Raw genomic sequence first — 22,137 nt, forward strand, 5'->3', positions numbered from 1 at the left:
CCATTGTAAATACAAAACTCGCTAAAGCTTCATTTTGTATAACAATTGGTTTTAGATAGAAAGGATTTCGTTGATACGCAAGTATGTATCCTTAACTTTCTTTTTGTTCTTAATGGTTTTGTTGAAAGGAACATGAGTAACTTCACCATGAACCATTCCTACCATGATACTTTTTTGATCATCCAACAATGCTTCAACGGCAGCAACACCCAATGTAGAAGCAGTTACACGGTCGAATGCTGATGGAGAACCACCGCGCTGCATGTGACCAAGTACTGATACACGAATGTCATATTCAGGATGTTCTTTTTCAATTTCTTTTGCAATAGTGTACGCACCTCCGGATTTGTCACCTTCAGCAACAATTACAATACCACTTGACTTGTGCTCTTTATAACCTTTTTCAAGATAAGCTTGTAATTCTTTTGCGTGAGTTTCTTTTTCAGGTATCAAAATAGCTTCAGCACCAGTTGCAATACCACTGCGCAAAGCAATAAAACCAGCATCACGACCCATTACTTCAATAAAGAATAAACGGTTGTGAGCACTTGCCGTATCACGAATTTTATCAACAGCATCAATTACAGTATTGATTGCAGTATCATACCCAATGGTGTAATCGGTACCAAATAAGTCGTTATCAATAGTTCCTGGGATACCAACAACTGGAATATCGTGCTCTTGTGTAAAGATACGAGCTCCCGAAAAAGTACCATCACCACCGATTACTACCAAAGCATCGATTTTGTTATCAAGCATTTGCTGATAAGCTTTTTGTCTTCCCTCTACGGTTCTAAACTCCTCGCTTCTTGCCGAACGAAGAATAGTACCTCCTTTTTGAAGGATGTTACTTACATCGTGAGATTTCATTTTTTTGAAATCACCATTAATAAGGCCTTCGTAACCTTGTTTAATACCTACAACTTCAAGTTTGTTGAAGATTGCAGTTCGAACAACTGCTCGAATCGCCGCGTTCATGCCTGGAGCATCCCCTCCTGATGTAAGTACACCAATTTTCTTAATTCTTGACATGCTAATATTTATTTTATTTTCAAGTTTGATTTTCTCAGTAATTTCGTTCATTAACCAACCAGGAGTAGATGTTGCTCCACTAACACCAACCGATTTTGCATTGACAAACCAACTGATGTCAATATCCTGTGGTTCTGATATGAAATAGCTATTTCGATTTATGCCTTTGCAAACATCGAATAGTAATTTTCCATTAGAACTTTTCTTTCCGCTTACGAAAACAATTACATCATGTTTTTGCGCAAACTCTTTAATTAAAGGCACTCTATTTGCAACTTTACGACATATTGTGTCATGAGCTTTAAATGGAGCCTTCATTATTTTCTGTAATTCTTCACGAAGCAAATTAAACCCTTCAAGAGTTTTGGTTGTTTGTGAGAATAATTCTGCAGGTAAATCCGGGTTAACCGATTTTAGGTCTTTGGCTGTTTCTATAACAATTGCCTTACCACTGGTTTGACCTACCAATCCATTTACTTCGGCATGACCTTTTTTTCCGTAAATGAGAATTTGCCCATTTACCTTTTTAAGTTCGCGGAATGACTTCTTAATTCTTTTCTGAAGGTTTAACACTACCGGACAAGTGGCATCAACAATTTCCATCTTATTCTTTTTTGCAATACGATAAGATGAAGGTGGTTCGCCATGCGCGCGAAACAGTACTTTCCTTTCCTTTATTCCTTTGAACTCATCATGTTCGATTGTTTGCAATCCTAAATCATTTAGACGATTAACCTCAATGCTGTTATGAACGATATCGCCAATACAATACATTTGACCATCTTTACTTAAATTTTCTTCAGCTTTGTTTATGGCATTTACTACACCAAAACAAAAGCCAGCATTAGGATCGATTTCAATCTTCATTTCTTTCTTCTCTCTTAAAGATAATTAAACGACTTCGCTCATTCTTTCAACAATCCAATCTAATTGCTCTTCTTTGCTAAGTTTGCTATTGTTAAGAACGATAGCATCTTCAGCCTTTCGTAACGGACTTTCATCTCTGTTTTCATCGATAAAGTCTCTTTTCTTCACATTTTCACGAATATCATCTAATGATACTTCTTCGCCTTTATCCTTAAGTTCTTTATATCGACGGATTGCTCTTACTTCAACATCGGCTGTCATGAATATTTTTAATTCGGCATTCGGAAATACAACTGTTCCTATGTCTCTACCGTCCATTATTACGCCACCTTCTTTGCTCAATTCACGCTGAAAAGCAACCATTTTTTCGCGAACAAACTTAATTTTTGCAATCAAGCTTACGTTGTTTGATACAGCTAAAGAACGAATTTCGTCTTCAACCAATTCGCCATTTAAATAAGTTTCATGACGTTGTTTTTCGTCATTGTACTGAAATGATATGGAAACCTGATCAATTAAATGACTTAGTTTGTTCTCGTCTACTTTCTCGTTATTTATAAGAGCGTTTCGCATTGCAAAAAGAGTTACAACTCTATACATTGCTCCACTGTCGATATAAGTGTAATCTATTTTTTTTGCTAAATCTTTGGCTACAGTGCTTTTACCACACGAAGAGTGGCCATCGATTGCTATAATTAATTTCTTTTCAGATATATTCATTACTTAGTATTGCTAGAAAAGTTTGTGCAATTGCGTACAAAAGTAGTAAGAAAATCGATCAAAAATAGGATTCGTGATCTAAAAATGCTGCCTAGTCGTCTGTAAACGATTGCAATGCAGCTTTCCAAAAATGCTTTTATCTGAAATTAAAGTCGCTAAGTCTCGTGCTAACAGAAAAATGATTGCTTGAACCAGCAAGATGATATTTTGCCGAAGCAAAATTTATACGAAATCGCGACACTTTGAAGCCAAAACCCCAGGTGAAACCTACTGTTGACTTTTTTTCTTCTACACTCAATTCATCTCGGCGCTGGAAGTTATATCCCAATTGAACCGAAAAGTTTTTTGTTGGAAGAAATTCTGCACCAAGAATTAAATGTTTTAATGTCTTGTCAACAAATCCATCTTCCGATGATTGATATGAAAAAACATCATCAACTTTATTCAAATTGGATTGATAAGATTGATCTAATTTTTCCAAATGGCGATAGGTGAGGGCAAATCGGAAAGGAGCGTGTTGCAGTTTAGTGCTCATTCCAATAAGTATTTCATTAGGCAAATCTTCACGGTGCGAACCGTAATAAGGTTTAATTTGGTATCCAAAATTTCGGGCAACCAATGCTGCTCTAAAAAGTTTATCAGAGCTATCGTAAATAATTGCTAAATCGGTAGCTAAACCAAAAGAATTGTATTTTTCTAAAGAAGAGTAAATGGGTTTTAGGGTTAACCCTACACTAAGGTTTTTGTTTATTTGTTTTCCGTAACTAATAAAAAGCGCATAGTCTGATGCCTTAAATTTACCCTTGATATTACCAAATTCGTCGGCCTCGGTAAATTTTCCATAATTTACGTAGTGCATTCCAAGCGAGAATGTACCAATACCTTTATAGGTTTTGGTATATGAAGCATATCCATAATTGATATCGGCCAAATAACTTACATAGTTCAAATTGATCGACTGATCTAATTCAGGATGCAAAGCTGCAGGATTGTAAAAGGCATAATCGGCATCCACATTTCCCAAAGCGATTTGATCTCCACCTAAAGCTGCTACACGAGCTGAGCTTCCCAAGTTAAGGAATTCATAAATATTCTCTCCGGCCGACTGACTGTATGCCTGAAGACTGGAAAGAAATAGAATTAGATATATAACAACAGATCTGATCATGAGTAATTTTAGGAAGTCTAAAGATATAAATCCGAATTGAAATTTATACGGATAAAGTTTACAATTGATCTTTTTTCTTCTTTAATCGATCAGTTACCTCATAAACTGCCGGGCAATAATGTGTGTTTTTTAGTGTGAGGTTTAGGATTTGGTAAAAGCGTTTTCTATCGGTGTGTGGATATTCGCGGCAAGCTCTTGGACGACTCTCGTATACCATGCAATAATTATCGGGCATAAGGAATGGGCAAGGAGCTTCGCGAAATACATAGTCGTTGTCATTGTCCATTTCCAAATATTGATCAATAACTTCTGAAGGTTTCATCCGCAAATGCTTGGCCAAGCGTTCAATGTCTTTATCGATAATGATAGGGCTAATGCTTTTGCAACAGTTTGCACATTCTAGGCAATCCAATTCTTCGAAGACTTCATCGTGAAGTGCATGAACAATGGTGTCCAATTGTTTTGGTTTTTTCTTTTTTAGTTTGGCAAAAAACTCCTTGGTATCGCTCTCGGTGTTCTTGGCTTTTACCTTCAACTGCTCTAAATCGATCTTTATTTTGCTCATGAAATTACTTCTTAACTTTTGAGAATTTTAGTTTGGCCTGCGATAAGAACAAACCTGATATCACAATTGAAATCCCTAACATTTTTTGAAATGTAAGACTTTCGTTTAATACAAAAAAGGCAAAAATAGCCGTAAATACAGGAATTACGTTGATAAATAAATTCGACATATTAATACCCAAATGCTTTAACCCATAGGTGAAGAATATAAATGCCAAAGAGGAAGCAAAAACAGCCAATTCAATTAAAGCAATCCATACTTCGGTTGTAGGTTCTGCATTCAAAAAATGATTCAATTCAAAGGTAAGGAACAATGGTAAAAAGAAGGCGATACCAATTAAATTTTGGTAAGATATCAGTGTAAGCGGATTGTATTTTGTAGCCAAATTTTTTAGTACAATTGAATAGCCAATTGCCGCAGCAACCGCAACAAACATTAATGCAATTCCTTGAGGTGAAGCAACCAAGTCGAATTGCTTATTGAAAATGATTACACCTACTCCAACTACAGAAAACAGAATTCCCAATGCAATTTTTGGACTGATCTTTTCTTTGTGGAACAAATAGGCTGCAATTGGGGAAAATAATGGAATGGTTGAAATGATTACTGCACCAAGAGTGGAAGAGACAAGTTTTAACCCAAAACTTTCGCCTAAGAAATATAGGAATGGTTCGAAAAATGCGAGCAAAACCAGATAGATTCTATCTTCTTTTTGAACGCCTTGAATTCTTTTTAAACTTTTGCCAATAAGAAATAGTAAGGCAGATGAGATGCTTAGGCGAAGAAACACTGTTGTGATTGGATTGTAAACCAAGTACACAATTTTTACCCATACAAAAGAAAAACTCCAAAAAAGCATTGCCAATACAATACTGGCATACACCATAAGAGATTGTTTGTTCATTTTCGGTTAACTTCTAAAATTTTGGGCGAAATTACATATAATTATTGAGGAATAATAAAGAAGCATATTGACAGATTTTATCGGTACTTGAAGACTTTGTGTTTATTGAAAAAAGAAATAAAATTATTGAAAAACGATAAAAAAGAGTTGAAAAACAAAAAATAATTCTTTAGGTTTGTATTAGTAAGTTATACTAAATCTAATCCTATGAAAAAGAATAACCGATTATTGAAGCACTTGTATTCTACCTTTTATTTGTTTTATATTCTTAGTGTTCTTGGTTTGGCTGGCACGATTGTATCAGCTATATTAACATTAACAATAGGATTGGATAACACTGCTCAATTAGATTTCAAAGTGATGAGTAGTAGTGTAGAGCTTCCTTTAAAATACACCTTAATTGAGAATTCAAGTTTTAATGGTGTGGAAAGTATAGAAATTATGCCGAAATCGTTTAAATCTGTTGGTATTGAGTTCAAATTACTGGCTTTTTTTAATCAGTTTGTAATGTTTTTATGCGCATTTCTTGCAACAAAACAGTTAAAAGACATATTTCATACTTTCTCAGAGAGAAAAAAAATGAAGGATTACTTCGAGGAAGCTAACTATATTCGCATAAGAAAAATTGCTTTTATAACATTAGGCTATATCTTATATGAGTTTTTTGTAGCTACGGTTTTTGCATATTTTCTTATAGAGGATATTCATGTAATGAATCAATTAATTCATATTCATCCTGATTATTTCATGTTGATTGAAATCATTTCTGTGCTTATTATCCTCGTAATAGCAGAAGTCTACAAAGCCGGAATAAAGCTAAAAGAAGAAAGTGAATTAACCATTTAAAAGAATAGATATGCCAATAATAACAAACTTGGATGTAATGCTGGCTAAACGCAAAATGAGTTCGAAGGAGCTTGCAGAGCGTATCGGTATTACTGTGGCTAATTTATCGATTCTTAAAAGTGGCAAGGCTAAGGCTATTCGCTTTACTACGCTTGAGGCAATTTGTCGTGAATTGGAATGTAAGCCTGGCGATATTTTGGATTTTACCGAATAGTTACTTCTTGTCTCTGCCGAACCACTTTTTTGTATAGGGAACGGTATCATCAATCAAAAGAGCTTCTTGAATGAGAAGCATTACATCTTGATTGATATCAGTGAGCTTGGAAAGGCAAATGCTCCCAACCATTTTTCGATCTCTGAAGTCGAGTTGTTTGTTCTCATCGGCGAACTCAATGGCTCTGGTAAAAGATAGGTCTACAGTGCCATTCTTATTAGGGAGTAAATAACAAATCCAGGCTTTGCGGTAATAAAATGGAACGTTGTATCGGTATTTGGCTACAACGTGCGGGAAAGACATCATCAAGTTATGAAGCTGCAAGAGGATTTCTCTTTGTTCCCCCTCAAAATTGTAGATGTATTCTTCGACTTTATTCATAAAGAGTTTTTGAATTCTATTGTTTGAGCATTCCGCTTAAATATACAAAACTTCTTAGGTCATAAACTCTATTGAATGAATCTCAAGGTCTATTTTTAGGAGCTAAAAGTGTATCGATTAAATTCGAAAGTATATTTCCAGTAGTTAAAAGTGTAATGAATGGATCCGAATGGGCATTGATTGGAATATGAAGCCTATTACATTAATTTGAAAGTGCATCGAAATCTTCTCAAAGTCCATTTCTCGAAGTCGAAAGTATAAAGATTAAAACTGGAATGTCATTTCTTGAATTTAAGGTTCTATATCTTGAAGGTGGAAGTCTATAGATTAGAACTTGAAGTCAAGTTCTAATGGCAGAAAGTCAATAGATTGAGCAGTGAACTCTATTTCTTAGAGTTGGAAGCCTACTTCTTGAAGCTGAGAAGCTGTTTCTTGCAAATTCCTGCCTATTTCTTTAAGCTTACTCTTTGTTGCTGGCATATTTCAGGCTAGTGTCTCAAATTTTGTATAAACCTTATTTAAATTTAATGTACTTACATCTGTCAGGGTAAGCCAAATGAAAGTCATTTAATATGGCTCCCTAACATTGAATTGATTTACCCCAGGCACCAGAAATCTTTATGCATGCCAAATATATTACATTGAGGCACTAGCTTGTTTAATGACAACAAGAAGGCTTTTCTTGTTGAACTTCTTCAACAGGCACTGTCATTACTTTTTCAGGAGGACTTAGATATGGAATACCAAGGCTTAAGCCACGAAGAATAAATAACACGCCAATAAATACAATTGCATAAGGAATCAGTTTGGTTATTTTTTTTCGAAGTTCCAATGTAATCATGTTTCCGATAAGAGAAATTGCCAAGAGCATTGGTAGAGTCCCCAGACCGAATATGAACATGAATAGACTACCGCTAACAGAAGACCCAGTTGCGATAGCACCTGCAATGGCAAAATATACCAAACCACATGGTAATAATCCATTTAGTAGGCCAATCATCAATAATGATCCGTAGCTACGCTGGGCAAATAGTTTTCCCAAGGACATTTTTAATTTGCCTACGAACGAGAACACACCTTTATCGGCATTGAATCGATTTTTATAGATGGATGGTGTAATTACGGAAAGAATCATGATGCTCCCATAATTATGGACACCCACTGTTGAAATCCACTCATTACCAACCCGCGACCAAGTAATCCAAATACGGCACCCATAATCGCATAGGTAATTGCTCTACCCAAATTGTAAAGTACCCCACCAAAGATTCGTGCTAACCATGAATCGGTTTTTAGTGGAATTGCCAATGCTATAGGACCACACATTCCAACGCAATGGAAGCTGCCCAAAAGTCCTAGTGTTAATGCTGAGATATATACCATGAATTTACTTACAGTTAACCACAAAGAGCACAAAGGTGTTTCACAAAGGACTCAATGTATTTTATTATATTTTTTAAAGAATAAGTCTTTTTATTCCATGTTTCATTCTACTTACATTAAAATTGACAAGAAGACCTAATTTACAACCTGATAATTTCATGTAAGTAAGAGTTTGTGCAAGATGTAAGTCGTGAAACGACTCAGTTGCTTTTATTTCAATAATAATTTGATCTTCGACCAATAAATCTATTCGATATGCTGATTCAATTTCTACTTTCTCGTAAGTTAATGGAAGCACTTTCTGACGCTCAACTTTTAACCCTGATTTACAAAGTTCATAATGGAGACATTTTTCATATGCACTCTCTAAGAGTCCGGGGCCCAAAGCAGTATGAATCCGAAAACAACAATTTAGGATTTGCCTAAAAATTTGTTCCCTGCTTTTATTTACTACGGTTTCTTTAAGATATTGCATACTTACTTTTTATAATCTCTTTGTGTTCTTTGTGAAACACCTTTGTGTCCTTAGTGGTTAATTACTTACTCAAATAAATCGCCTCTTCCTTGTAGTAAGGAATGTTATTATGCACCCAATCTAATTTAATGGTGTATCTGCCTTTAAGCAGCTTATTCGTGTTTAAAATATAAACGCCACTATCGTTTAAGGCTAATTTGTATTTTAAGTCCAAATCGTAATCGGCAGGTCGGTACACAATAATATCACCTTCTACACCAGATTTCATATTGGCAGGAAATGTGATTTCAATATTATCGCCAACTTGTTCAATCCTAACGGGGGTTTCTAACTGTACTGCATTTTTAATTTTATTGATTTGATCCTGATGTTTTACCCCGGTTGGATAGTAATCCTTCGAAACCAGATTTATTTTTTGAGTTGTACTAAATCCGACAAAAATCAATACGCCAATAACATATATCGATGCCATGATTCCCAGTTTTGTTCCCCAATTCAATTTCTTCATTTTTAATCCTCTATATATTTTATCAGATCACTAATTCGGACCGACAAAAGTTAATTCCACCTCTTCTATCAATTTCTGACCAGCATAAACTCCAATGCTAATAGGTACTTTATCACCTTTAACTTCTGATTTAGGAAGGATAGCGAAAAACACACCTTCTTTTATTGAACTTGCATCAGCTTTTAAGTTTTCACCAATTACCTTAACCTCACCTTCGTGATTCATAATTTTAAAATGAATAGCTACTTCTTTGGTAGTTTTATTCACCACCTTAAAGTTATACATATTGCTGATTTTACCATTGTCTTGCTGCTGAAACATTAAGCCAGGAGTACGCAGGATGATTGCTTCCAAATCGGTTCTTGAGGCAAACAAACCAATAACAATTCCGATTAAAGCTGTAAGTACAATCGTATAAGCAATTTTACGAACCGGCCAGTTGTTCTTTTTGCCTTCGGCGATATTTTTCTCAGAATCGAAACGAATCAATCCCTTTGGCTTTCCGATCCATTCCATTACCGAATTACATTCATCAATACAAGCAGTACAGTTGATACATTCCAATTGTGTACCATCACGCACATCAATTCCTGTTGGACAAACATCAACGCATTGATAGCAATCTATGCAATCACCTTTGCCTTCGCTTCACGATCTTCGCCGGCCTCAAGAGGAGCACGTTCTTCACCACGTTTATAGTCGTAGGCTACAACAATGGTATTCGAATCCAACAAAACTCCTTGCAATCTTCCGTAAGGGCAAATCATTGAACACACTTGTTCGCGTAATTTTGCGAATACAAAGTACATTACACCCGAGAATGCTAATGCCACGATAAGCCCAACTTTATGTTCTGATATAGGATCGTTAATGATTTTCCACAATTCATCTATTCCGATGATATAGCTCAGAAATGTATTTGTGATGAGGAAACAAATGGCATAAAAGAGAATTGCCTTTAAGCTTTTCTTCCAGAACTTTTCAAAGTTGAGTGATTGAGCATCTAGTTTCCTTTGTTCTTGGTGTGATCCTTCAATTAAATATTCAATTTTTCGGAAGATAAACTCCATGAAAACAGTTTGTGGACAAGTCCACCCACACCAAATTCTACCGTAACTAACAGTAAAAAACACGATGAAAACAAATAGAGTGATCATCGAAAAAAGAAAGATGTGGAAATCCTGAGGCCAGAATCTTACACCAAATAGAATAAACTTTCGCTCCAGAACATTTAATAGAAACAAGGGTTCACCACCTACTTTTACAAATGGTAAGCCGAACATCAATGCAAGTAGAGTATAGCTTACGATATTTCGGTAATTGTAAAGTTTACCTTTCGGTTTTTGGGCATATACCCATTTTCTTTTTCCACTATCATTCAGTGTTGCCAACTGATCACGATAAGTGTTATAGGGATTTTCAGGAGCCATGTTGTTCTGTTTATTGATCGGATCTAAGACTTCAAGTTTCAAGCCTCAAGTTCATTGCTTGAAGCTTGTTACTCGAAACTTACAGCTTATTTTTTATTCTACTAGTTCACCTTGAGCTTCTTTTGCATTAGGAGGGTTAGTTCCTTGCAGACTCATAGTATAGCTAGCAACTTGTAGCATTTGTTCAGGTGAAAGTTGATTTTGCCAGGCCAACATTCCTTTTAGAGGTTTACCTACTTTAATAATATGGTAGACATCTTTTAAAGAACCACCATTTAACCAATATTTGTCGGTAAGGTTTGGTCCGATAGCATTTCCTTCCCCAACTGCACCGTGACAAGCAATACAGTTTTTGTCGTAAATCTCTTTTCCTTTGGCAAGGTTGTCGGCATCTGTCATTAAAACCAATGCATTTTCATCAAACTTAGGTTTTGGTTTGTTGGCTTCAGCCAAGGCGATTTCCTTATTGTATTCTGCAATTTGCAAATCATCTCCAAACACATGGTATCGGAAAATGTAAACTGCCGAAAATACAATGGTTGCATAGAATAGGTATCGCCACCATGTTGGCATTGGATTATTCAATTCTCTGATACCATCGTAATCATGGTCGCTAATCAGGTGTTTGTTTTCTTCAATATATTTATCGTTATCCATTGCTATAGATTTAGGGTCAATTATTATTTATTTCAGAAGAATCCATATCATCTTCATCAAGAGCATAGCTTTCCATTTGAGCGAAGTAGGCTTTGTTACTTTTCTTAAAAGCCCACCAAACCATTCCTGCAAAAAACAGGAAGAAAATCAGTAATGAGATACTTGGAAAGAATCCCACATCTGATATGCCTTGTAAGTAATGACTAACTAATTTCATACTTAATACTTTTAAAGTACAAAGGGAAAAGGCTAAAGCAAATGTCTCCAATTGCCTTATCCTTAATCCTTATTACTTGTTTTTATTCTTTAACTGATATATCTCTACCCAAACGCTGTAGGTAAGCAATCAAAGCAATAATTTCTTTGTCGCTTGTTACATCAATTCCATTTGCGTTCAAATCAGCAGCAATTTCTTTGGCTTGTTTTTGCAAGTCATCATTTGCTACTTGATCGTAGTTAGCAGGATATGGTTCTTCATCGTAAGGAACTCCAAGCGTTATCATTGCTCTAATTTTAGCAGGAGTAGATGATGTATCCAATTCATCTTTAATCAACCAAGGATATTTTGGCATAATTGATTGCGCATTCATCTTTTGAGGATCCAACATGTGGTTGTAATGCCATACATTGGTCTTGTACATTTTTCCTCCAGGTACTCCCGAGCGAGCCAAATCCGGACCAGTACGTTTCGATCCCCAAAGGTGCGGATGATCGTATACAAATTCACCAGCTTTTGAATACTCACCGTAACGTTCTGTTTCAGATCTGAAAGGGCGAACCATTTGTGAGTGACACGTATTACATCCTTCTCGGATATAAATATCACGACCTTGTAGTTCAAGCGGTGTATATGGTTTTACACTTTCAATGGTTGGTACATTTGACTTGATCAAGTATGTTGGAATGATCTCGAAAGCACCACCAATTAAAATTGCCACAGTAGAAAGAATCATGAACTGAACAGGTTTTCTCTCTAACCAACGGTGTAAACCTTCACCTTTTTCACGTTTCTTAGGTGAATGTAATGCAGGAGCCGAAGCTTCTTCATTATCCGAACATTTACCTGATGCAGCTGTCTTAAATAGGTTGTAAACCATTAAGAACAAACTTGTAAAGTATAGTAATCCACCTAGTACACGAACGTGGTACATTGGAAGAATCTGTGTAACGGTTTCAAGGAAGTTAGGATAAGCCAATAATCCGTCAGGAGTAAATTCTTTCCACATTAAAGTTTGAACTACGGCTCCCCAGTACAATGGCAATGCATAAAAAATCATACCTAAGGTTCCCATCCAGAAGTGAGCATTGGCCAATTTTTCCGAATACAACTTGGTTTTCCACATTTTAGGGAATAGGTAGTAAAGCATACCAAAAGTCAGGAATCCATTCCAACCCATTGCTCCAATGTGAACGTGAGCAATTGTCCAGTCAGTATAATGTGTTAATGAGTTCACCCATTTTAAAGACATCATCGGACCTTCGAATGTTGACATACCGTAAGCTGTTACGGCAACCACCATAAATTTCAAGGTTGCACTATCGCGAACTTTATCCCATGCACCACGAAGCGTAAGTAATCCGTTGAACATACCACCCCACGATGGAGCAATCAACATGATTGAGAATACAACTCCAAGCGATTGAGCCCAATCAGGAAGTGCAGTATATAACAAGTGGTGAGGACCAGCCCAGATATAAAGGAATACCAATGCCCAAAAGTGAATAATCGATAATCGGTATGAATATACCGGACGATTCGCTGCCTTAGGCAAAAAGTAATACATCAATCCCAAGTAAGGAGTGGTTAGGAAAAATGCCACTGCATTGTGTCCGTACCACCATTGTACCAAAGCATCCTGAACACCAGCATAAACCGGGTAGGACTGAATCCAGCTATAAGGAAGCTCGATTGAGTTACCAATGTGAAGCACTGCAACGGTCACAAAAGTTGCGATGTAGAACCAAATGGAAACATAAAGGTGATCAGCTCTACGTCTCAGAATTGTACCAAACATGTTCCATCCAAATACCACCCAAATAATGGTAATTGCGATATCGATTGGCCATTCCAGCTCTGCATATTCTTTACTTGTAGTGATCCCAAGTACAAATGTTACTGCCGCTGAAACGATAATGGCCTGCCATCCCCAAAAGTGAATCCAGCTTAGTTTATCGCTAAACATTCTGGCTTTTAGCAATCGCTGCAGCGAATAGTATACCGCTGCGAAAATCCCGTTCCCAACAAAGGCGAAAATTACCGCATTGGTATGGATTGGACGAATACGTCCGAAAGTGTGTATTCCAAATTAAAATTAAAAACCGGGAAAGCGAGCTGCAAGGCTGCCAATAACCCCACCAACATTCCGACTACACCCCAAATAATGGTTGCGTAGGCAAAATATTTAACGATTTTGTTATCGTACGAAAAATGTTGTGTTTCCATTAAATTAAGATTTATGGTTCTTCTTTGCTGTATTTTCTAGATCTAATAATTCTTCTGCCTTCTTCTCTTTGTCTTCGAATAAAATTCTTACCGAAGGAGAGTAGGAGTCATCGTATTGCCCTTTTTTAACGGCCCATAGAAATCCGATTAGGAATCCTCCCGCCACTAGCATACTCACACCGATTAAAACGAACAAAACACTCATGTTAATTAATTTAATTGAACAGATTTTGCTGATGAAAAGGCCTTCTGCTCTATATTTTTATTGTCTGTAATTTTATTTTCTGATTCTTTATTTTTTGCAATTAAGTTAGTAGTGATGGTTGTAAAAGCTACAATCGAAACGGAACTAATGGGCATCAACAATGCTGCTACAATAGGAGATAAAATCCCTTGTATGGCAAAATAAAGGCCTACAAAATTGTACAAGAACGACAGTAGGAAGCTTAATTTTACAATCCAAATACTCTTTTTTGTTATCGATAAGAATCGAGTTAGTTCAGAGAACTTTGAGGATTCCAAAATTGCATCACATGCAGGCGAAAAATGGTAAACATCATCCGCAATTGAAATTCCCACATCGCTTGACTTTAAAGCTCCGGCATCATTTAATCCATCACCAATCATCAGTACTTTTTTGCCTTCTTTCTTCAATTGGTTGATATATTCCAATTTATCATTCGGCGATTGATCGTAACGAAGGTTAGATGAGGCTGGGAAAATTTTTTCAAGATTTTCTCTTTCCGCATCATTATCTCCAGTAAGAACATGTAAGTCGTATTTCGATGATAAATTTTTAATCAAGTCTGATAAACCTGTTCTGTATTGATTGCTTAAGGTAAAGTGACCTTTTACATTTCCATCAACCGAGTAGTATACTTCTGTTGTTAGTGATTTGCTTTCTGAAATACCTTCAGATATGAATTTAGCTGAACCCAGTTTGATTTCGCGTCCATTTACAAAGCCAGATATCCCCATAGATGGGAGTTCATGATAATCTTCCACCTTCTCTGGACTAATATCTTTTAGATGATCGTAAATTGAAGAGCTTAAGATATGAGTTGAATGTCTGGTTAAAGACTTTACCGCTACATAATCTTCAGTTGTTAGCTTATCACCCTCAAAGGAAATTTTCACTTCATCAGCCTGGGTAATGGTTCCGGTTTTATCGAAAACAATACTTGTGATGGAGTTTAATTTCTCAACACATGCGAGCCTTTCAAATAAATTCCCAATCGTCCCATTAATCTCATGGTATTACCCAAAGCAAAAGGAGCTGATAATGCCAAAGCACAGGGGCAAGCGACAATCAATACTGATGTAAATGCGAAAACGGCTTTGCTAGTGTCATTAAATAGCCAGTACAATCCACTTAATGCTGCAATGGCAATAATGATTATCGTGAAATGTTTACTGATTTTGTCAATTAAGGAATTCAGCTTTGAGGCTTCACTATTTTCTTCATCAAACTGATTCCAAAGCTGAGTTAAGCGACTTTGAACTACATCTTTTTCGATGGTCAGTTCAATTGCACTACCCATCTGCTTTCCACCAGCAAAAATCTGATCACCAGCTTCCTTAAATACAGGTTTCGATTCTCCTGTCACAAAGCTGTAGTCGATCTGTGCATCACCTTTGGTCAGAATACTATCTGCAGGAATTAATTCCTGATTTCTGATTAGAATAATATCACCTTTTTTCAATTTCTCGATTGGGGTGCTTACTTCCTGTCCATTTTCCATTTTGCTAACGGCAACAGGAAAATAGGAGCGATAATCTCTTTCAAAAGATAAAGCCTGGTAAGTTCTGTTTTGATACCATTTTCCAATCAATAGAAAAAAGATCAGACCAGTAAGGGAATCCATATACCCAGCGCCAGTACCAGAAAAAATTTCATACGAACTTTGAATGAATAGAGTCAAAATTCCTAGTGAAATGGGTACGTCGATATTTACAAAGCGATGTTTAATTGCTTTATATGCTGAAGCTAGGTAATCATTACCACTATACAGAAATACCGGAAGAACCAGGAAGAAATTCATCATTCCAAAGAAGTTTTTGAAATGCGTTTCCAAATATTCATTTCCCGGAACGTATTCGGGCAAGCTCAGCAGCATGATATTTCCAAAACAAAAGCCTGCAATACCTATTTTGTAAAGCAATTTTTTGTTGGCATCCTTGTTTTGTTTTTGCTGAAGCTTGTCCAGAGTAATTTCAGGTACATAGTGAATAGAAGATAATAATTCAGCCAGTTGACGAATACTAACTTGATCGGAATCGAAGGTCAAGCTTACCTCTTTCTTCACAAAATTAACCATCGACTTTAAAACTCCCTGATTGAGAATATTTAAATTTTCGAGTAGCCAAATGCAAGAACTACAATGAATAGCCGGAATGTATAAGGTAAGTTTACGGATGTTTCCTTCAGAAAAATCATATAATTGATTGGCAATTTCTTCTTCATCAAGAAATGCAAACTTCTCTTTAAATTTACCGCTCTCGATTTTAATTCCAGGATTGGATTCAAAATCGTAGTACGAACATAGTTCATTCTCGTGCAAAAGCTGATATACAGTTGAACAACCATTGCAACAAAAGGGCTTATCATCCACATAACATGATGTTTGCCGCAGTCGTCGCCACAGTGCACACAAATTTGATTTTTTGTTTCTTGCTGCATATTTGCCATCTTGCAGAACGTAATTTAAATTCAGACTATGAGAACAGATTCAAGTTTAATTTATATCGTTGTTGCGATAACCGCTCTTCACTTTCTTGTTGGTATTGGATATCTTCTTTATAAATTGGGAAGACCTTCAAAATCCAAAAAGGAAGAAAGTGAAGAATCAAATTAATCTTGCTTACTGGCCAATTTTGGCAGCTTAATCATTTGGAACAGTACCAAAAAGATTACACTCCAAATACCAACTACACCACCTACAAAAGTCACAATAATCCAGATTGGAGCATTAGCCCTGGTTCCCCACATAGCTCTTTCATCAAGAGGATTAACAGGATCAGTTGGTACACCCAGAGTTACAACTCTGGCTTCTTCCAATTTTCCGTAGAATGCATCATCAGTTACTTTAACAAGCATATTAACTTGTCCTTCTCTGTCTCCAGGAAGATCTTTAGGAAACTGAATCTGAACATCTCCTTTTTCGTTGGTGTATGGATCTTCGCCCGAAACATCAAGAAATCCAAAGCTTCTTTTTACCAAGAAACTCATTTCGATACCTTGTAAACCTACACGTTTCCCTGTTTTAGTAACACCACTTAATTTGGCTGACATGTTTTTTTCAGCCTCATTAACTTTTAGTTCTAATTTAACATCAGTAACTTCCGGATTTTTAATCTCAGCAACTTGTTGTCTTTCTTTTTTGTTTTTATCAAATGATCTCAAAAATGTTATGACCATCCATTTGTCTTCATCGCTTAAGGTTTTTTCGAAGGTTGGCATCGCACCTTGTCCTTTATTTACCTTGTAGTAAATTTCTCCATCTGAAGATTGTACAAGGAAATTTTGTGAACCTAAATCGGTGGGAGCAACAGGTGCCAACGGTAGCATATTTGCCATTGTTGGATCACCATGACAAGACTTACAGTTAAGATTGTATATTTTCTTACCTGAGCTAATGTTTTTGGCAGTGGCTTCGTAAGGATTTTGTTTCTTCTTTGCAGAGCTTGGAACCGACCATCCCTGTGCATTTGCTAATGAGCCTGAGAAAATAAAAATCAGGAATAAAGCAGCTATATTTTTAATTGTATTCTTCATGATTCTTTTCGTTTAGGCGTCAATTTTAACTTCAATCCCCTTGCTTTCCGCTGTTTCTACAATAGGAACAACTGGGAAAATTTTAGAAAGTACAGTAATAATCAACAGTACCAATGCAAAACTTAATACTGTTACCGAAACTTCGATTGCAGTAGGATAGTAATGCACGAAGTTCTCTGGAACATTTTGAATTGGTAAATGAGGGTGAAGCAATGTTGGAATTACAATTACATATCGTTTAAACCAAGCTCCGGCCAATACAAACAATGAAATAATCATGATTGGTAAAGGCTTTCTGAATTTTTTATAAACCAATAGAATGATAGGAATAATATTTCCTAGCAATTGAGAAGACCAGAACATGATTGCCCAGTGTCCATAGAATAATTCTTTTAGGTGCACGTCATCACCTGTTTTCATTTTATAGCCAGGAACTAAAAATTCGTTCAGGTTGAAATATAAGTAAACCAAACATACAGCTACCAAAAGCTTACCCATTTTATCGAACTGTAAATCGGTAATATAATCTTGCAATTTGTAATTTACTCTGAAGAAATACATCGCAATGATTAAGGCTGCAGCTCCTGCAACAAAAGCACCAGCAACGAAATAAGGTCCGAATATGGTAGTATCCCAACCATTTCGCAAGGTTGCTGCAAATAACCAAGAAGTTACCGTGTGAATAGCAAGACCAATTGGAACGATTAGAACCATTAAAGTTCGAATCATCTTATGAAGATGTTTATGCTGTTCAGGTGTGTTAATATATCCCAATGAAAGAATATTATACAACTTCTTCATGATTGGAGAAGCTTTGGTAAGCTCTTTTTTACAGATTGCCAAATCAGGTATCATTGGTAAAATTAGCAACAAGGCACTTACTGTTAGATAAGTAGTGATTACCGTAACATCCCAAAGAATTGGTGACTGAAAACGACCATGAATCATTACATTTAATACTCTGTCTGGTCGCCCCATATCAAGTACAATTACTAAACCAGCAACGGCCACAAAGGCTACGGCTATGATTTCTGCAATTCTGGAGATTGGTGTTATCCAATCGATTCGGAGCAATCCTAAAATTGAGGAAATTAACATCCCAACCAAACTAACCGCTACAAAGAATACAAAGTTGGCAATGTACAATCCCCATGAAACGTAATCTCGCATTCCAGTTACACCTAATCCATCTTTTAACTGAATGTAATAGGCCCAACCGCAAACACTAATTACTGCGATCAAAAATACAATCCAAAGTTCAAGACCTTTGTGGTTTTGCATTGGATGTAGAATGTCTTTTTTTATTTTTTCAAACGAAAGAGTTGTTTCTTTCTGTTTAGGTAAGTCATTCATAAGATTTAGTTATTTAGGGCAAATAATTATCTATTGTTTAATTTGATATTTAGTGAAGATTCTCCTCATTTAGCAAGTCGCCATTAAACTCAAAGGCTCTGTTTTTAGGAGGTAGGTAATATACTCTAGGCTTAGTACCCAATTCTTCCATTAAAGTATAACCAGCGTTTTCTTCTATTAATTTCGAGAAACGAACGGTTTCACCAGTAGTTCCGTTGGTCACAGCATCTTCATTTCTGTCTCCAAAGTAGTATACTCCATTCGGACAGGAAGATACACATGAAGGAAGTTTATCTTCACGCAATCGGTCTGCACTAAACAAACACTTGCTCACAGTACCTTTTTTCTGAGGAACGTTGGCTTCAATATTATAAGTAAGATCTTTGTACTTCTCAGAATCTTTAGGTTCCGTCCATTGGAAAATTCGAGCAGAATATGGACAAGCTGCAATACAGAATCGGCAACCAATACACCTCTCGTTGTCGATAAGTACGATACCATCCTGACGCTTGAAAGTTGCATCAACAGGACACACTTTTGTACAAGGAGGATTGTCGCAATGCTGACAAGGTTTTGGCATGAAGTAAGGAGCTGTATGCTCAGCATCTTGCATTTGAAGTACATTGATATGGTGCTGATCTGCTCTTAGCTGGTGGTGATTCTGACAAGCCGCCATGCATTTTCTGGCATTGCGACATTTGCTTAGGTCTATCACCATTACAAATGATTTACCAGGAATACCTTCACGACCTCTTTTTTGAAGTTCATCAAGTGGTTCAGTAACCGTAGGTCGCAATTGGTTTTTATCCACTTGCACAAGCTGCCCGTCTTGTGTAAGCAAATTCACCATTTCTGCTGGTTTTTTGGCTGCTGCTTTAGCTGCTCCAATTAGAGAAAAGCTACTAACAACACCTGCAGCACCAACTGAAATACCAAAACTTTTAAGGAATTTCCTTCTGCTGTTGTTTGATGTTTCTTCTTTCATTATGATATAAGGTTAGTTTTCAAATAAAATATCAATTATGCCATCTAATTGATTGGAATAATTGAGTCTAACAATAGCTCTTTAAAAACATTCTAAATAAGGATAAATAACTCTTGATTTTACTGACTTTAAAGGCTTTTTGTTTAATCTTTTTATGTTTCACCAACGTTTGCGTTGTAACTCAAATATAAAGAAATATATCGAAAACCTGCAGTTGCAATTTGACTTCATTATAGGTCTTCTCTTTTTTATTATTTTAATTCGACTTTAAAAATATTGAGTATAATCTCTTGAATATGTGATTATTGTTGGCTTATGTAATTATTTGTAAAGTCAAAAACCAACATTTAGTGAAATAATCTTTTTCAAGACATTTTATATTGAAAATAGGGTTTGTGTTATTCCTAAAACCTAGATTAACAGGTAGATGTGTAAAATATCACACTGGGTACAATTGCCTGTTTATTAAATGTTTATTGATTTTTTAAATGTGGTTATAAAAAGTATCTATGTTGGAATGCTTGAATGCTTAGGAATATAGTATACATTTGAATAGTTTATTGATAAGCAATAAAAGACGATGAGGTCTTTAATTTATGGAGTGATTTACAAAAGATTAGCAACGCATAAAATCGATGATTATTTATGAAACTACTGTTGTCGCTGAAAAAAATATGGATGTTTTATTACGAGGGATTTGCTGGACAAAAATCGTGGAGTAGACAAGTGTGGTTGATTATAATCCTGAAGTTGTTTATTATGTTTTTTGTTTTAAAGCTATTCTTTTTCCCAAATTTTCTAAAAACAAAATACACTAACGATAAGGATCGCGGTGATTACGTGATTGAACAATTAACTAATCCTAAAAAATAGTAATATGATTGAAAACTTCGACATGTCATTGGTCGATTGGTCCAGAGCTCAATTTGCTTTAACTGCAATGTATCATTGGATATTTGTACCATTGACATTGGGTTTGGCTTTCATTATAGCCATAATGGAAACCATCTATGTAAAAACGGGAAATCCGGAATGGAAAAAGATCACAAAGTTTTGGATGACATTGTTTGGAATCAACTTTGCAATTGGTGTTGCTACAGGAATTATTCTTGAATTTGAGTTTGGAACCAACTGGTCGAATTATTCCTGGTTTGTAGGAGATATCTTTGGTGCTCCTTTGGCTGTAGAAGGAATTATGGCTTTTTTCATGGAGTCGACTTTCATTGCAGTGATGTTTTTTGGATGGAACAAGGTAAGCAAGAAGTTTCACCTGATATCTACATGGTTGGTTGCAGTAGGATCAAATCTTTCAGCCTTGTGGATTTTGGTTGCCAATGGATGGATGCAAAATCCGGTAGGAATGAAATTTAATCCTGATACTGCCAGAAACGAAATGGTGAACTTTTGGGATGTTCTTTTCTCACCAACAGCTATTAATAAATTTTTACATACCATCTCATCGGCATATACTTTAGCAGCAGTTTTTGTAATTGGTGTAAGTGCATGGTATTTATTGAAAAAACTGAATGTGACTGTTGCCAAGAAAAGTATTGTGGTTGCAGCTGTGTTTGGTTTAATTACTTCCTTGTTTACTGTAATGACCGGAGACAATTCAGCGCGCGAAATTGTTCGTGATCAGCCTATGAAGTTTGCCGCTATGGAAGGTTTGTATGATGGTTCGAAAGGAGCAGGATTGGTGGCCATAGGAGTAATGTCATCTAGTTCGGAAAGTGGAAATGACAATATGATGGACTTTCATTTTAAATTGGAAATACCAAACTTGCTTTCTTACATGGCATATATGGATGGCGATGCCTTTGTTGCTGGGGTAAATGATGTGATTAATGGCTATACGGATAATGACGGCGTTATTCATCCACCGGTAGCAACCAAAATAGAAATGGGACGCAAGGCCATTCATGCTTTGAAAAACTATAAGCAAGCTCAGAAAGATAAGAATGATGCTTTGGCACAAAGCTCCCTAAATGAGCTGAACGAGAATTTTAAGTATTTTGGTTACGGATATTTCGATGATCCATACAACATTGTCCCTCCAATCTCGATAACATTCTATAGTTTTCACATCATGGTAGGATTGGGAATGTGGTTTTTACTGCTGTTTACATTGGCCTTATTGTTCGTTTATAAAGAATCGATAGTTAGTAAAAAATGGTTTTTACGTTCTGCGATTTGGAATATTCCATTGGCCTATGTGGCATCACAAAGTGGATGGATTGTTGCAGAAATGGGACGTCAACCTTGGGTTATTCAAGATTTGATGCCTACGCTTACTGCAGTATCAAATATTGATACAACATCTGTTCAGATCACTTTCTTTTTGTTTTTGATTGTTTTCACAGGACTTTTAATTGCTGAGATTAAAATCATGTTGAAACAAATAAAACTAGGACCAAATCATGGAGGGCATTAA

27 protein-coding genes are annotated in these 22,137 nt (G+C 36.1%); 5 read left to right on the forward strand and 22 right to left on the reverse strand.

Annotation, left to right across the window (positions count from 1 at the left end; all coding sequences use genetic code 11):
• Positions 1 to 51 precede the first annotated feature (51 nt).
• From pfkA to JCM15579_RS05690, 5 genes are all read right to left on the reverse strand, one after another.
• Positions 52 to 1,899, reverse strand: a complete 1,848-nt coding sequence (gene pfkA, locus JCM15579_RS21800) for a 6-phosphofructokinase (RefSeq protein ID WP_083464553.1) — start codon at positions 1,897 to 1,899, stop codon at positions 52 to 54.
• Positions 1,900 to 1,923: 24 nt separating this feature from the next.
• Complete coding sequence (gene cmk, locus JCM15579_RS05675) at positions 1,924 to 2,619, reverse strand: (d)CMP kinase (RefSeq protein ID WP_054716980.1); 696 nt, start codon at positions 2,617 to 2,619, stop codon at positions 1,924 to 1,926.
• Between the two features lie 136 nt (positions 2,620 to 2,755).
• On the reverse strand, positions 2,756 to 3,787 hold the full coding sequence (gene porQ / locus JCM15579_RS05680; RefSeq protein ID WP_054716984.1) for a type IX secretion system protein PorQ: 1,032 nt from the start codon (positions 3,785 to 3,787) through the stop codon (positions 2,756 to 2,758).
• A gap of 58 nt (positions 3,788 to 3,845) precedes the next feature.
• On the reverse strand, positions 3,846 to 4,352 hold the full coding sequence (locus JCM15579_RS05685) for a YkgJ family cysteine cluster protein (RefSeq protein ID WP_245625836.1): 507 nt from the start codon (positions 4,350 to 4,352) through the stop codon (positions 3,846 to 3,848).
• A 4-nt stretch (positions 4,353 to 4,356) separates the two neighbouring features.
• On the reverse strand, positions 4,357 to 5,256 hold the full coding sequence (locus JCM15579_RS05690; RefSeq protein WP_054716988.1) for a DMT family transporter: 900 nt from the start codon (positions 5,254 to 5,256) through the stop codon (positions 4,357 to 4,359).
• A 207-nt stretch (positions 5,257 to 5,463) separates the two neighbouring features.
• On the opposite strand from JCM15579_RS05690, the gene JCM15579_RS05695 reads away from it, so the two are divergent.
• On the forward strand, positions 5,464 to 6,102 hold the full coding sequence (locus tag JCM15579_RS05695; protein WP_054716991.1) for a DUF2975 domain-containing protein: 639 nt from the start codon (positions 5,464 to 5,466) through the stop codon (positions 6,100 to 6,102).
• Between the two features lie 10 nt (positions 6,103 to 6,112).
• The gene (locus tag JCM15579_RS05700; protein WP_054716993.1) at positions 6,113 to 6,316 is read left to right on the forward strand and encodes a helix-turn-helix domain-containing protein; all 204 of its coding nucleotides are present in this window, start codon (positions 6,113 to 6,115) and stop codon (positions 6,314 to 6,316) included.
• Here the strand turns inward: JCM15579_RS05700 and JCM15579_RS05705 are convergent, their stop codons facing one another.
• The 14 genes from JCM15579_RS05705 to JCM15579_RS21820 form a co-directional block, all read right to left on the reverse strand.
• Positions 6,317 to 6,697, reverse strand: a complete 381-nt coding sequence (locus JCM15579_RS05705) for a DUF1801 domain-containing protein (RefSeq protein ID WP_054716996.1) — start codon at positions 6,695 to 6,697, stop codon at positions 6,317 to 6,319. It lies immediately after the preceding gene.
• Positions 6,698 to 7,355: 658 nt separating this feature from the next.
• Entirely contained in the window at positions 7,356 to 7,832 is a 477-nt protein-coding gene (locus JCM15579_RS05710; protein ID WP_218186066.1) for a sulfite exporter TauE/SafE family protein, read from the reverse strand.
• On the reverse strand, positions 7,829 to 8,080 hold the full coding sequence (locus JCM15579_RS21805) for a sulfite exporter TauE/SafE family protein (protein WP_218186067.1): 252 nt from the start codon (positions 8,078 to 8,080) through the stop codon (positions 7,829 to 7,831). The genes JCM15579_RS05710 and JCM15579_RS21805 overlap by 4 nt, the downstream gene beginning before the upstream one ends.
• Positions 8,081 to 8,153: 73 nt before the next feature.
• Positions 8,154 to 8,555 (reverse strand): GxxExxY protein, encoded by a 402-nt coding sequence (locus JCM15579_RS05715; RefSeq protein ID WP_054716999.1) that lies wholly within the window; start codon positions 8,553 to 8,555, stop codon positions 8,154 to 8,156.
• A 61-nt stretch (positions 8,556 to 8,616) separates the two neighbouring features.
• Positions 8,617 to 9,063, reverse strand: a complete 447-nt coding sequence (locus tag JCM15579_RS05720) for a FixH family protein (RefSeq protein WP_054717002.1) — start codon at positions 9,061 to 9,063, stop codon at positions 8,617 to 8,619.
• Positions 9,064 to 9,093: 30 nt separating this feature from the next.
• Positions 9,094 to 9,690, reverse strand: a complete 597-nt coding sequence (locus JCM15579_RS21810; RefSeq protein WP_306305809.1) for a 4Fe-4S dicluster domain-containing protein — start codon at positions 9,688 to 9,690, stop codon at positions 9,094 to 9,096.
• The gene (locus JCM15579_RS20665) at positions 9,687 to 10,493 is read right to left on the reverse strand and encodes a 4Fe-4S binding protein (RefSeq protein ID WP_218186069.1); all 807 of its coding nucleotides are present in this window, start codon (positions 10,491 to 10,493) and stop codon (positions 9,687 to 9,689) included. The genes JCM15579_RS21810 and JCM15579_RS20665 overlap by 4 nt, the downstream gene beginning before the upstream one ends.
• Before the next feature lie 93 nt (positions 10,494 to 10,586).
• A complete protein-coding gene (locus JCM15579_RS05730) occupies positions 10,587 to 11,150 on the reverse strand; it encodes a cbb3-type cytochrome c oxidase N-terminal domain-containing protein (RefSeq protein ID WP_054717005.1) in 564 nt (187 codons plus the stop codon).
• A gap of 16 nt (positions 11,151 to 11,166) precedes the next feature.
• Positions 11,167 to 11,367: a cbb3-type cytochrome oxidase subunit 3 gene (locus JCM15579_RS05735; RefSeq protein ID WP_054717007.1), complete on the reverse strand. Its 201-nt coding sequence runs from the start codon at positions 11,365 to 11,367 to the stop codon at positions 11,167 to 11,169.
• Positions 11,368 to 11,449: 82 nt separating this feature from the next.
• A complete protein-coding gene (ccoN, locus tag JCM15579_RS05740; protein WP_306305810.1) occupies positions 11,450 to 13,450 on the reverse strand; it encodes a cytochrome-c oxidase, cbb3-type subunit I in 2,001 nt (666 codons plus the stop codon).
• Positions 13,405 to 13,593, reverse strand: a complete 189-nt coding sequence (locus JCM15579_RS21365; RefSeq protein WP_245625837.1) for a hypothetical protein — start codon at positions 13,591 to 13,593, stop codon at positions 13,405 to 13,407. The genes ccoN and JCM15579_RS21365 overlap by 46 nt, the downstream gene beginning before the upstream one ends.
• Positions 13,594 to 13,597: 4 nt before the next feature.
• Positions 13,598 to 13,798 carry a cbb3-type cytochrome oxidase assembly protein CcoS gene (gene ccoS, locus JCM15579_RS05745; protein ID WP_054717010.1) on the reverse strand — a complete coding sequence of 67 codons (201 nt, stop codon included), beginning with the start codon at positions 13,796 to 13,798 and terminating at the stop codon, positions 13,598 to 13,600.
• Positions 13,799 to 13,803: 5 nt separating this feature from the next.
• On the reverse strand, positions 13,804 to 14,841 hold the full coding sequence (locus tag JCM15579_RS21815; RefSeq protein ID WP_218186074.1) for an HAD-IC family P-type ATPase: 1,038 nt from the start codon (positions 14,839 to 14,841) through the stop codon (positions 13,804 to 13,806).
• The gene (locus tag JCM15579_RS21820) at positions 14,787 to 16,205 is read right to left on the reverse strand and encodes a heavy metal translocating P-type ATPase (protein ID WP_218186070.1); all 1,419 of its coding nucleotides are present in this window, start codon (positions 16,203 to 16,205) and stop codon (positions 14,787 to 14,789) included. Before JCM15579_RS21820 ends, JCM15579_RS21815 begins: the two co-directional genes overlap by 55 nt.
• Positions 16,206 to 16,310: 105 nt before the next feature.
• Here JCM15579_RS21820 and JCM15579_RS20420 point away from each other — a divergent pair, with 105 nt between their 5' ends.
• Positions 16,311 to 16,448, forward strand: coding sequence for a hypothetical protein (locus JCM15579_RS20420; RefSeq protein WP_172677371.1), 138 nt, complete (start codon positions 16,311 to 16,313; stop codon positions 16,446 to 16,448).
• Here the strand turns inward: JCM15579_RS20420 and JCM15579_RS05755 are convergent.
• The 3 genes from JCM15579_RS05755 to JCM15579_RS05765 are packed head-to-tail and all read right to left on the reverse strand — an operon-like array spanning position 16,445 to position 19,706.
• On the reverse strand, positions 16,445 to 17,368 hold the full coding sequence (locus JCM15579_RS05755; RefSeq protein WP_054717014.1) for a c-type cytochrome: 924 nt from the start codon (positions 17,366 to 17,368) through the stop codon (positions 16,445 to 16,447). The genes JCM15579_RS20420 and JCM15579_RS05755 overlap by 4 nt on opposite strands.
• A 12-nt stretch (positions 17,369 to 17,380) precedes the next feature.
• A complete protein-coding gene (gene nrfD, locus JCM15579_RS05760; protein ID WP_054717017.1) occupies positions 17,381 to 18,721 on the reverse strand; it encodes an NrfD/PsrC family molybdoenzyme membrane anchor subunit in 1,341 nt (446 codons plus the stop codon).
• Between the two features lie 49 nt (positions 18,722 to 18,770).
• Positions 18,771 to 19,706 carry a 4Fe-4S dicluster domain-containing protein gene (locus JCM15579_RS05765; RefSeq protein ID WP_054717021.1) on the reverse strand — a complete coding sequence of 312 codons (936 nt, stop codon included), beginning with the start codon at positions 19,704 to 19,706 and terminating at the stop codon, positions 18,771 to 18,773.
• A 645-nt stretch (positions 19,707 to 20,351) separates the two neighbouring features.
• On the opposite strand from JCM15579_RS05765, the gene JCM15579_RS05770 reads away from it, so the two are divergent.
• On the forward strand, positions 20,352 to 20,579 hold the full coding sequence (locus JCM15579_RS05770; protein WP_054717024.1) for a DUF4492 domain-containing protein: 228 nt from the start codon (positions 20,352 to 20,354) through the stop codon (positions 20,577 to 20,579).
• Positions 20,580 to 20,583: 4 nt separating this feature from the next.
• Entirely contained in the window at positions 20,584 to 22,137 is a 1,554-nt protein-coding gene (locus JCM15579_RS05775; RefSeq protein WP_054717027.1) for a cytochrome ubiquinol oxidase subunit I, read from the forward strand.

It is taken from the genome of Marinifilum fragile JCM 15579 (genome assembly GCF_001310955.1).
Taxonomy (GTDB): Bacteria; Bacteroidota; Bacteroidia; order Bacteroidales; family Marinifilaceae; genus Marinifilum; species Marinifilum fragile.

What these genes read in the sequence shown, in the direction of transcription:
- pfkA (WP_083464553.1), bottom strand. Translation starts at nt 1,899, where the DNA reads ATGAAGATTGAAATCGATCCTAATGCTGGCTTTTGTTTTGGTGTAGTA.
- cmk (WP_054716980.1), bottom strand. Translation starts at nt 2,619, where the DNA reads ATGAATATATCTGAAAAGAAATTAATTATAGCAATCGATGGCCACTCT.
- porQ (WP_054716984.1), bottom strand. Translation starts at nt 3,787, where the DNA reads ATGATCAGATCTGTTGTTATATATCTAATTCTATTTCTTTCCAGTCTT.
- JCM15579_RS05685 (WP_245625836.1), bottom strand. Translation starts at nt 4,352, where the DNA reads ATGAGCAAAATAAAGATCGATTTAGAGCAGTTGAAGGTAAAAGCCAAG.
- JCM15579_RS05690 (WP_054716988.1), bottom strand. Translation starts at nt 5,256, where the DNA reads ATGAACAAACAATCTCTTATGGTGTATGCCAGTATTGTATTGGCAATG.
- JCM15579_RS05695 (WP_054716991.1), top strand. Translation starts at nt 5,464, where the DNA reads ATGAAAAAGAATAACCGATTATTGAAGCACTTGTATTCTACCTTTTAT.
- JCM15579_RS05700 (WP_054716993.1), top strand. Translation starts at nt 6,113, where the DNA reads ATGCCAATAATAACAAACTTGGATGTAATGCTGGCTAAACGCAAAATG.
- JCM15579_RS05705 (WP_054716996.1), bottom strand. Translation starts at nt 6,697, where the DNA reads ATGAATAAAGTCGAAGAATACATCTACAATTTTGAGGGGGAACAAAGA.
- JCM15579_RS05710 (WP_218186066.1), bottom strand. Translation starts at nt 7,832, where the DNA reads ATGATTCTTTCCGTAATTACACCATCCATCTATAAAAATCGATTCAAT.
- JCM15579_RS21805 (WP_218186067.1), bottom strand. Translation starts at nt 8,080, where the DNA reads ATGGTATATATCTCAGCATTAACACTAGGACTTTTGGGCAGCTTCCAT.
- JCM15579_RS05715 (WP_054716999.1), bottom strand. Translation starts at nt 8,555, where the DNA reads ATGCAATATCTTAAAGAAACCGTAGTAAATAAAAGCAGGGAACAAATT.
- JCM15579_RS05720 (WP_054717002.1), bottom strand. Translation starts at nt 9,063, where the DNA reads ATGAAGAAATTGAATTGGGGAACAAAACTGGGAATCATGGCATCGATA.
- JCM15579_RS20665 (WP_218186069.1), bottom strand. Translation starts at nt 10,493, where the DNA reads ATGGCTCCTGAAAATCCCTATAACACTTATCGTGATCAGTTGGCAACA.
- JCM15579_RS05730 (WP_054717005.1), bottom strand. Translation starts at nt 11,150, where the DNA reads ATGGATAACGATAAATATATTGAAGAAAACAAACACCTGATTAGCGAC.
- JCM15579_RS05735 (WP_054717007.1), bottom strand. Translation starts at nt 11,367, where the DNA reads ATGAAATTAGTTAGTCATTACTTACAAGGCATATCAGATGTGGGATTC.
- JCM15579_RS21365 (WP_245625837.1), bottom strand. Translation starts at nt 13,593, where the DNA reads ATGGAAACACAACATTTTTCGTACGATAACAAAATCGTTAAATATTTT.
- ccoS (WP_054717010.1), bottom strand. Translation starts at nt 13,798, where the DNA reads ATGAGTGTTTTGTTCGTTTTAATCGGTGTGAGTATGCTAGTGGCGGGA.
- JCM15579_RS20420 (WP_172677371.1), top strand. Translation starts at nt 16,311, where the DNA reads ATGAGAACAGATTCAAGTTTAATTTATATCGTTGTTGCGATAACCGCT.
- JCM15579_RS05755 (WP_054717014.1), bottom strand. Translation starts at nt 17,368, where the DNA reads ATGAAGAATACAATTAAAAATATAGCTGCTTTATTCCTGATTTTTATT.
- nrfD (WP_054717017.1), bottom strand. Translation starts at nt 18,721, where the DNA reads ATGAATGACTTACCTAAACAGAAAGAAACAACTCTTTCGTTTGAAAAA.
- JCM15579_RS05765 (WP_054717021.1), bottom strand. Translation starts at nt 19,706, where the DNA reads ATGAAAGAAGAAACATCAAACAACAGCAGAAGGAAATTCCTTAAAAGT.
- JCM15579_RS05770 (WP_054717024.1), top strand. Translation starts at nt 20,352, where the DNA reads ATGAAACTACTGTTGTCGCTGAAAAAAATATGGATGTTTTATTACGAG.
- JCM15579_RS05775 (WP_054717027.1), top strand. Translation starts at nt 20,584, where the DNA reads ATGATTGAAAACTTCGACATGTCATTGGTCGATTGGTCCAGAGCTCAA.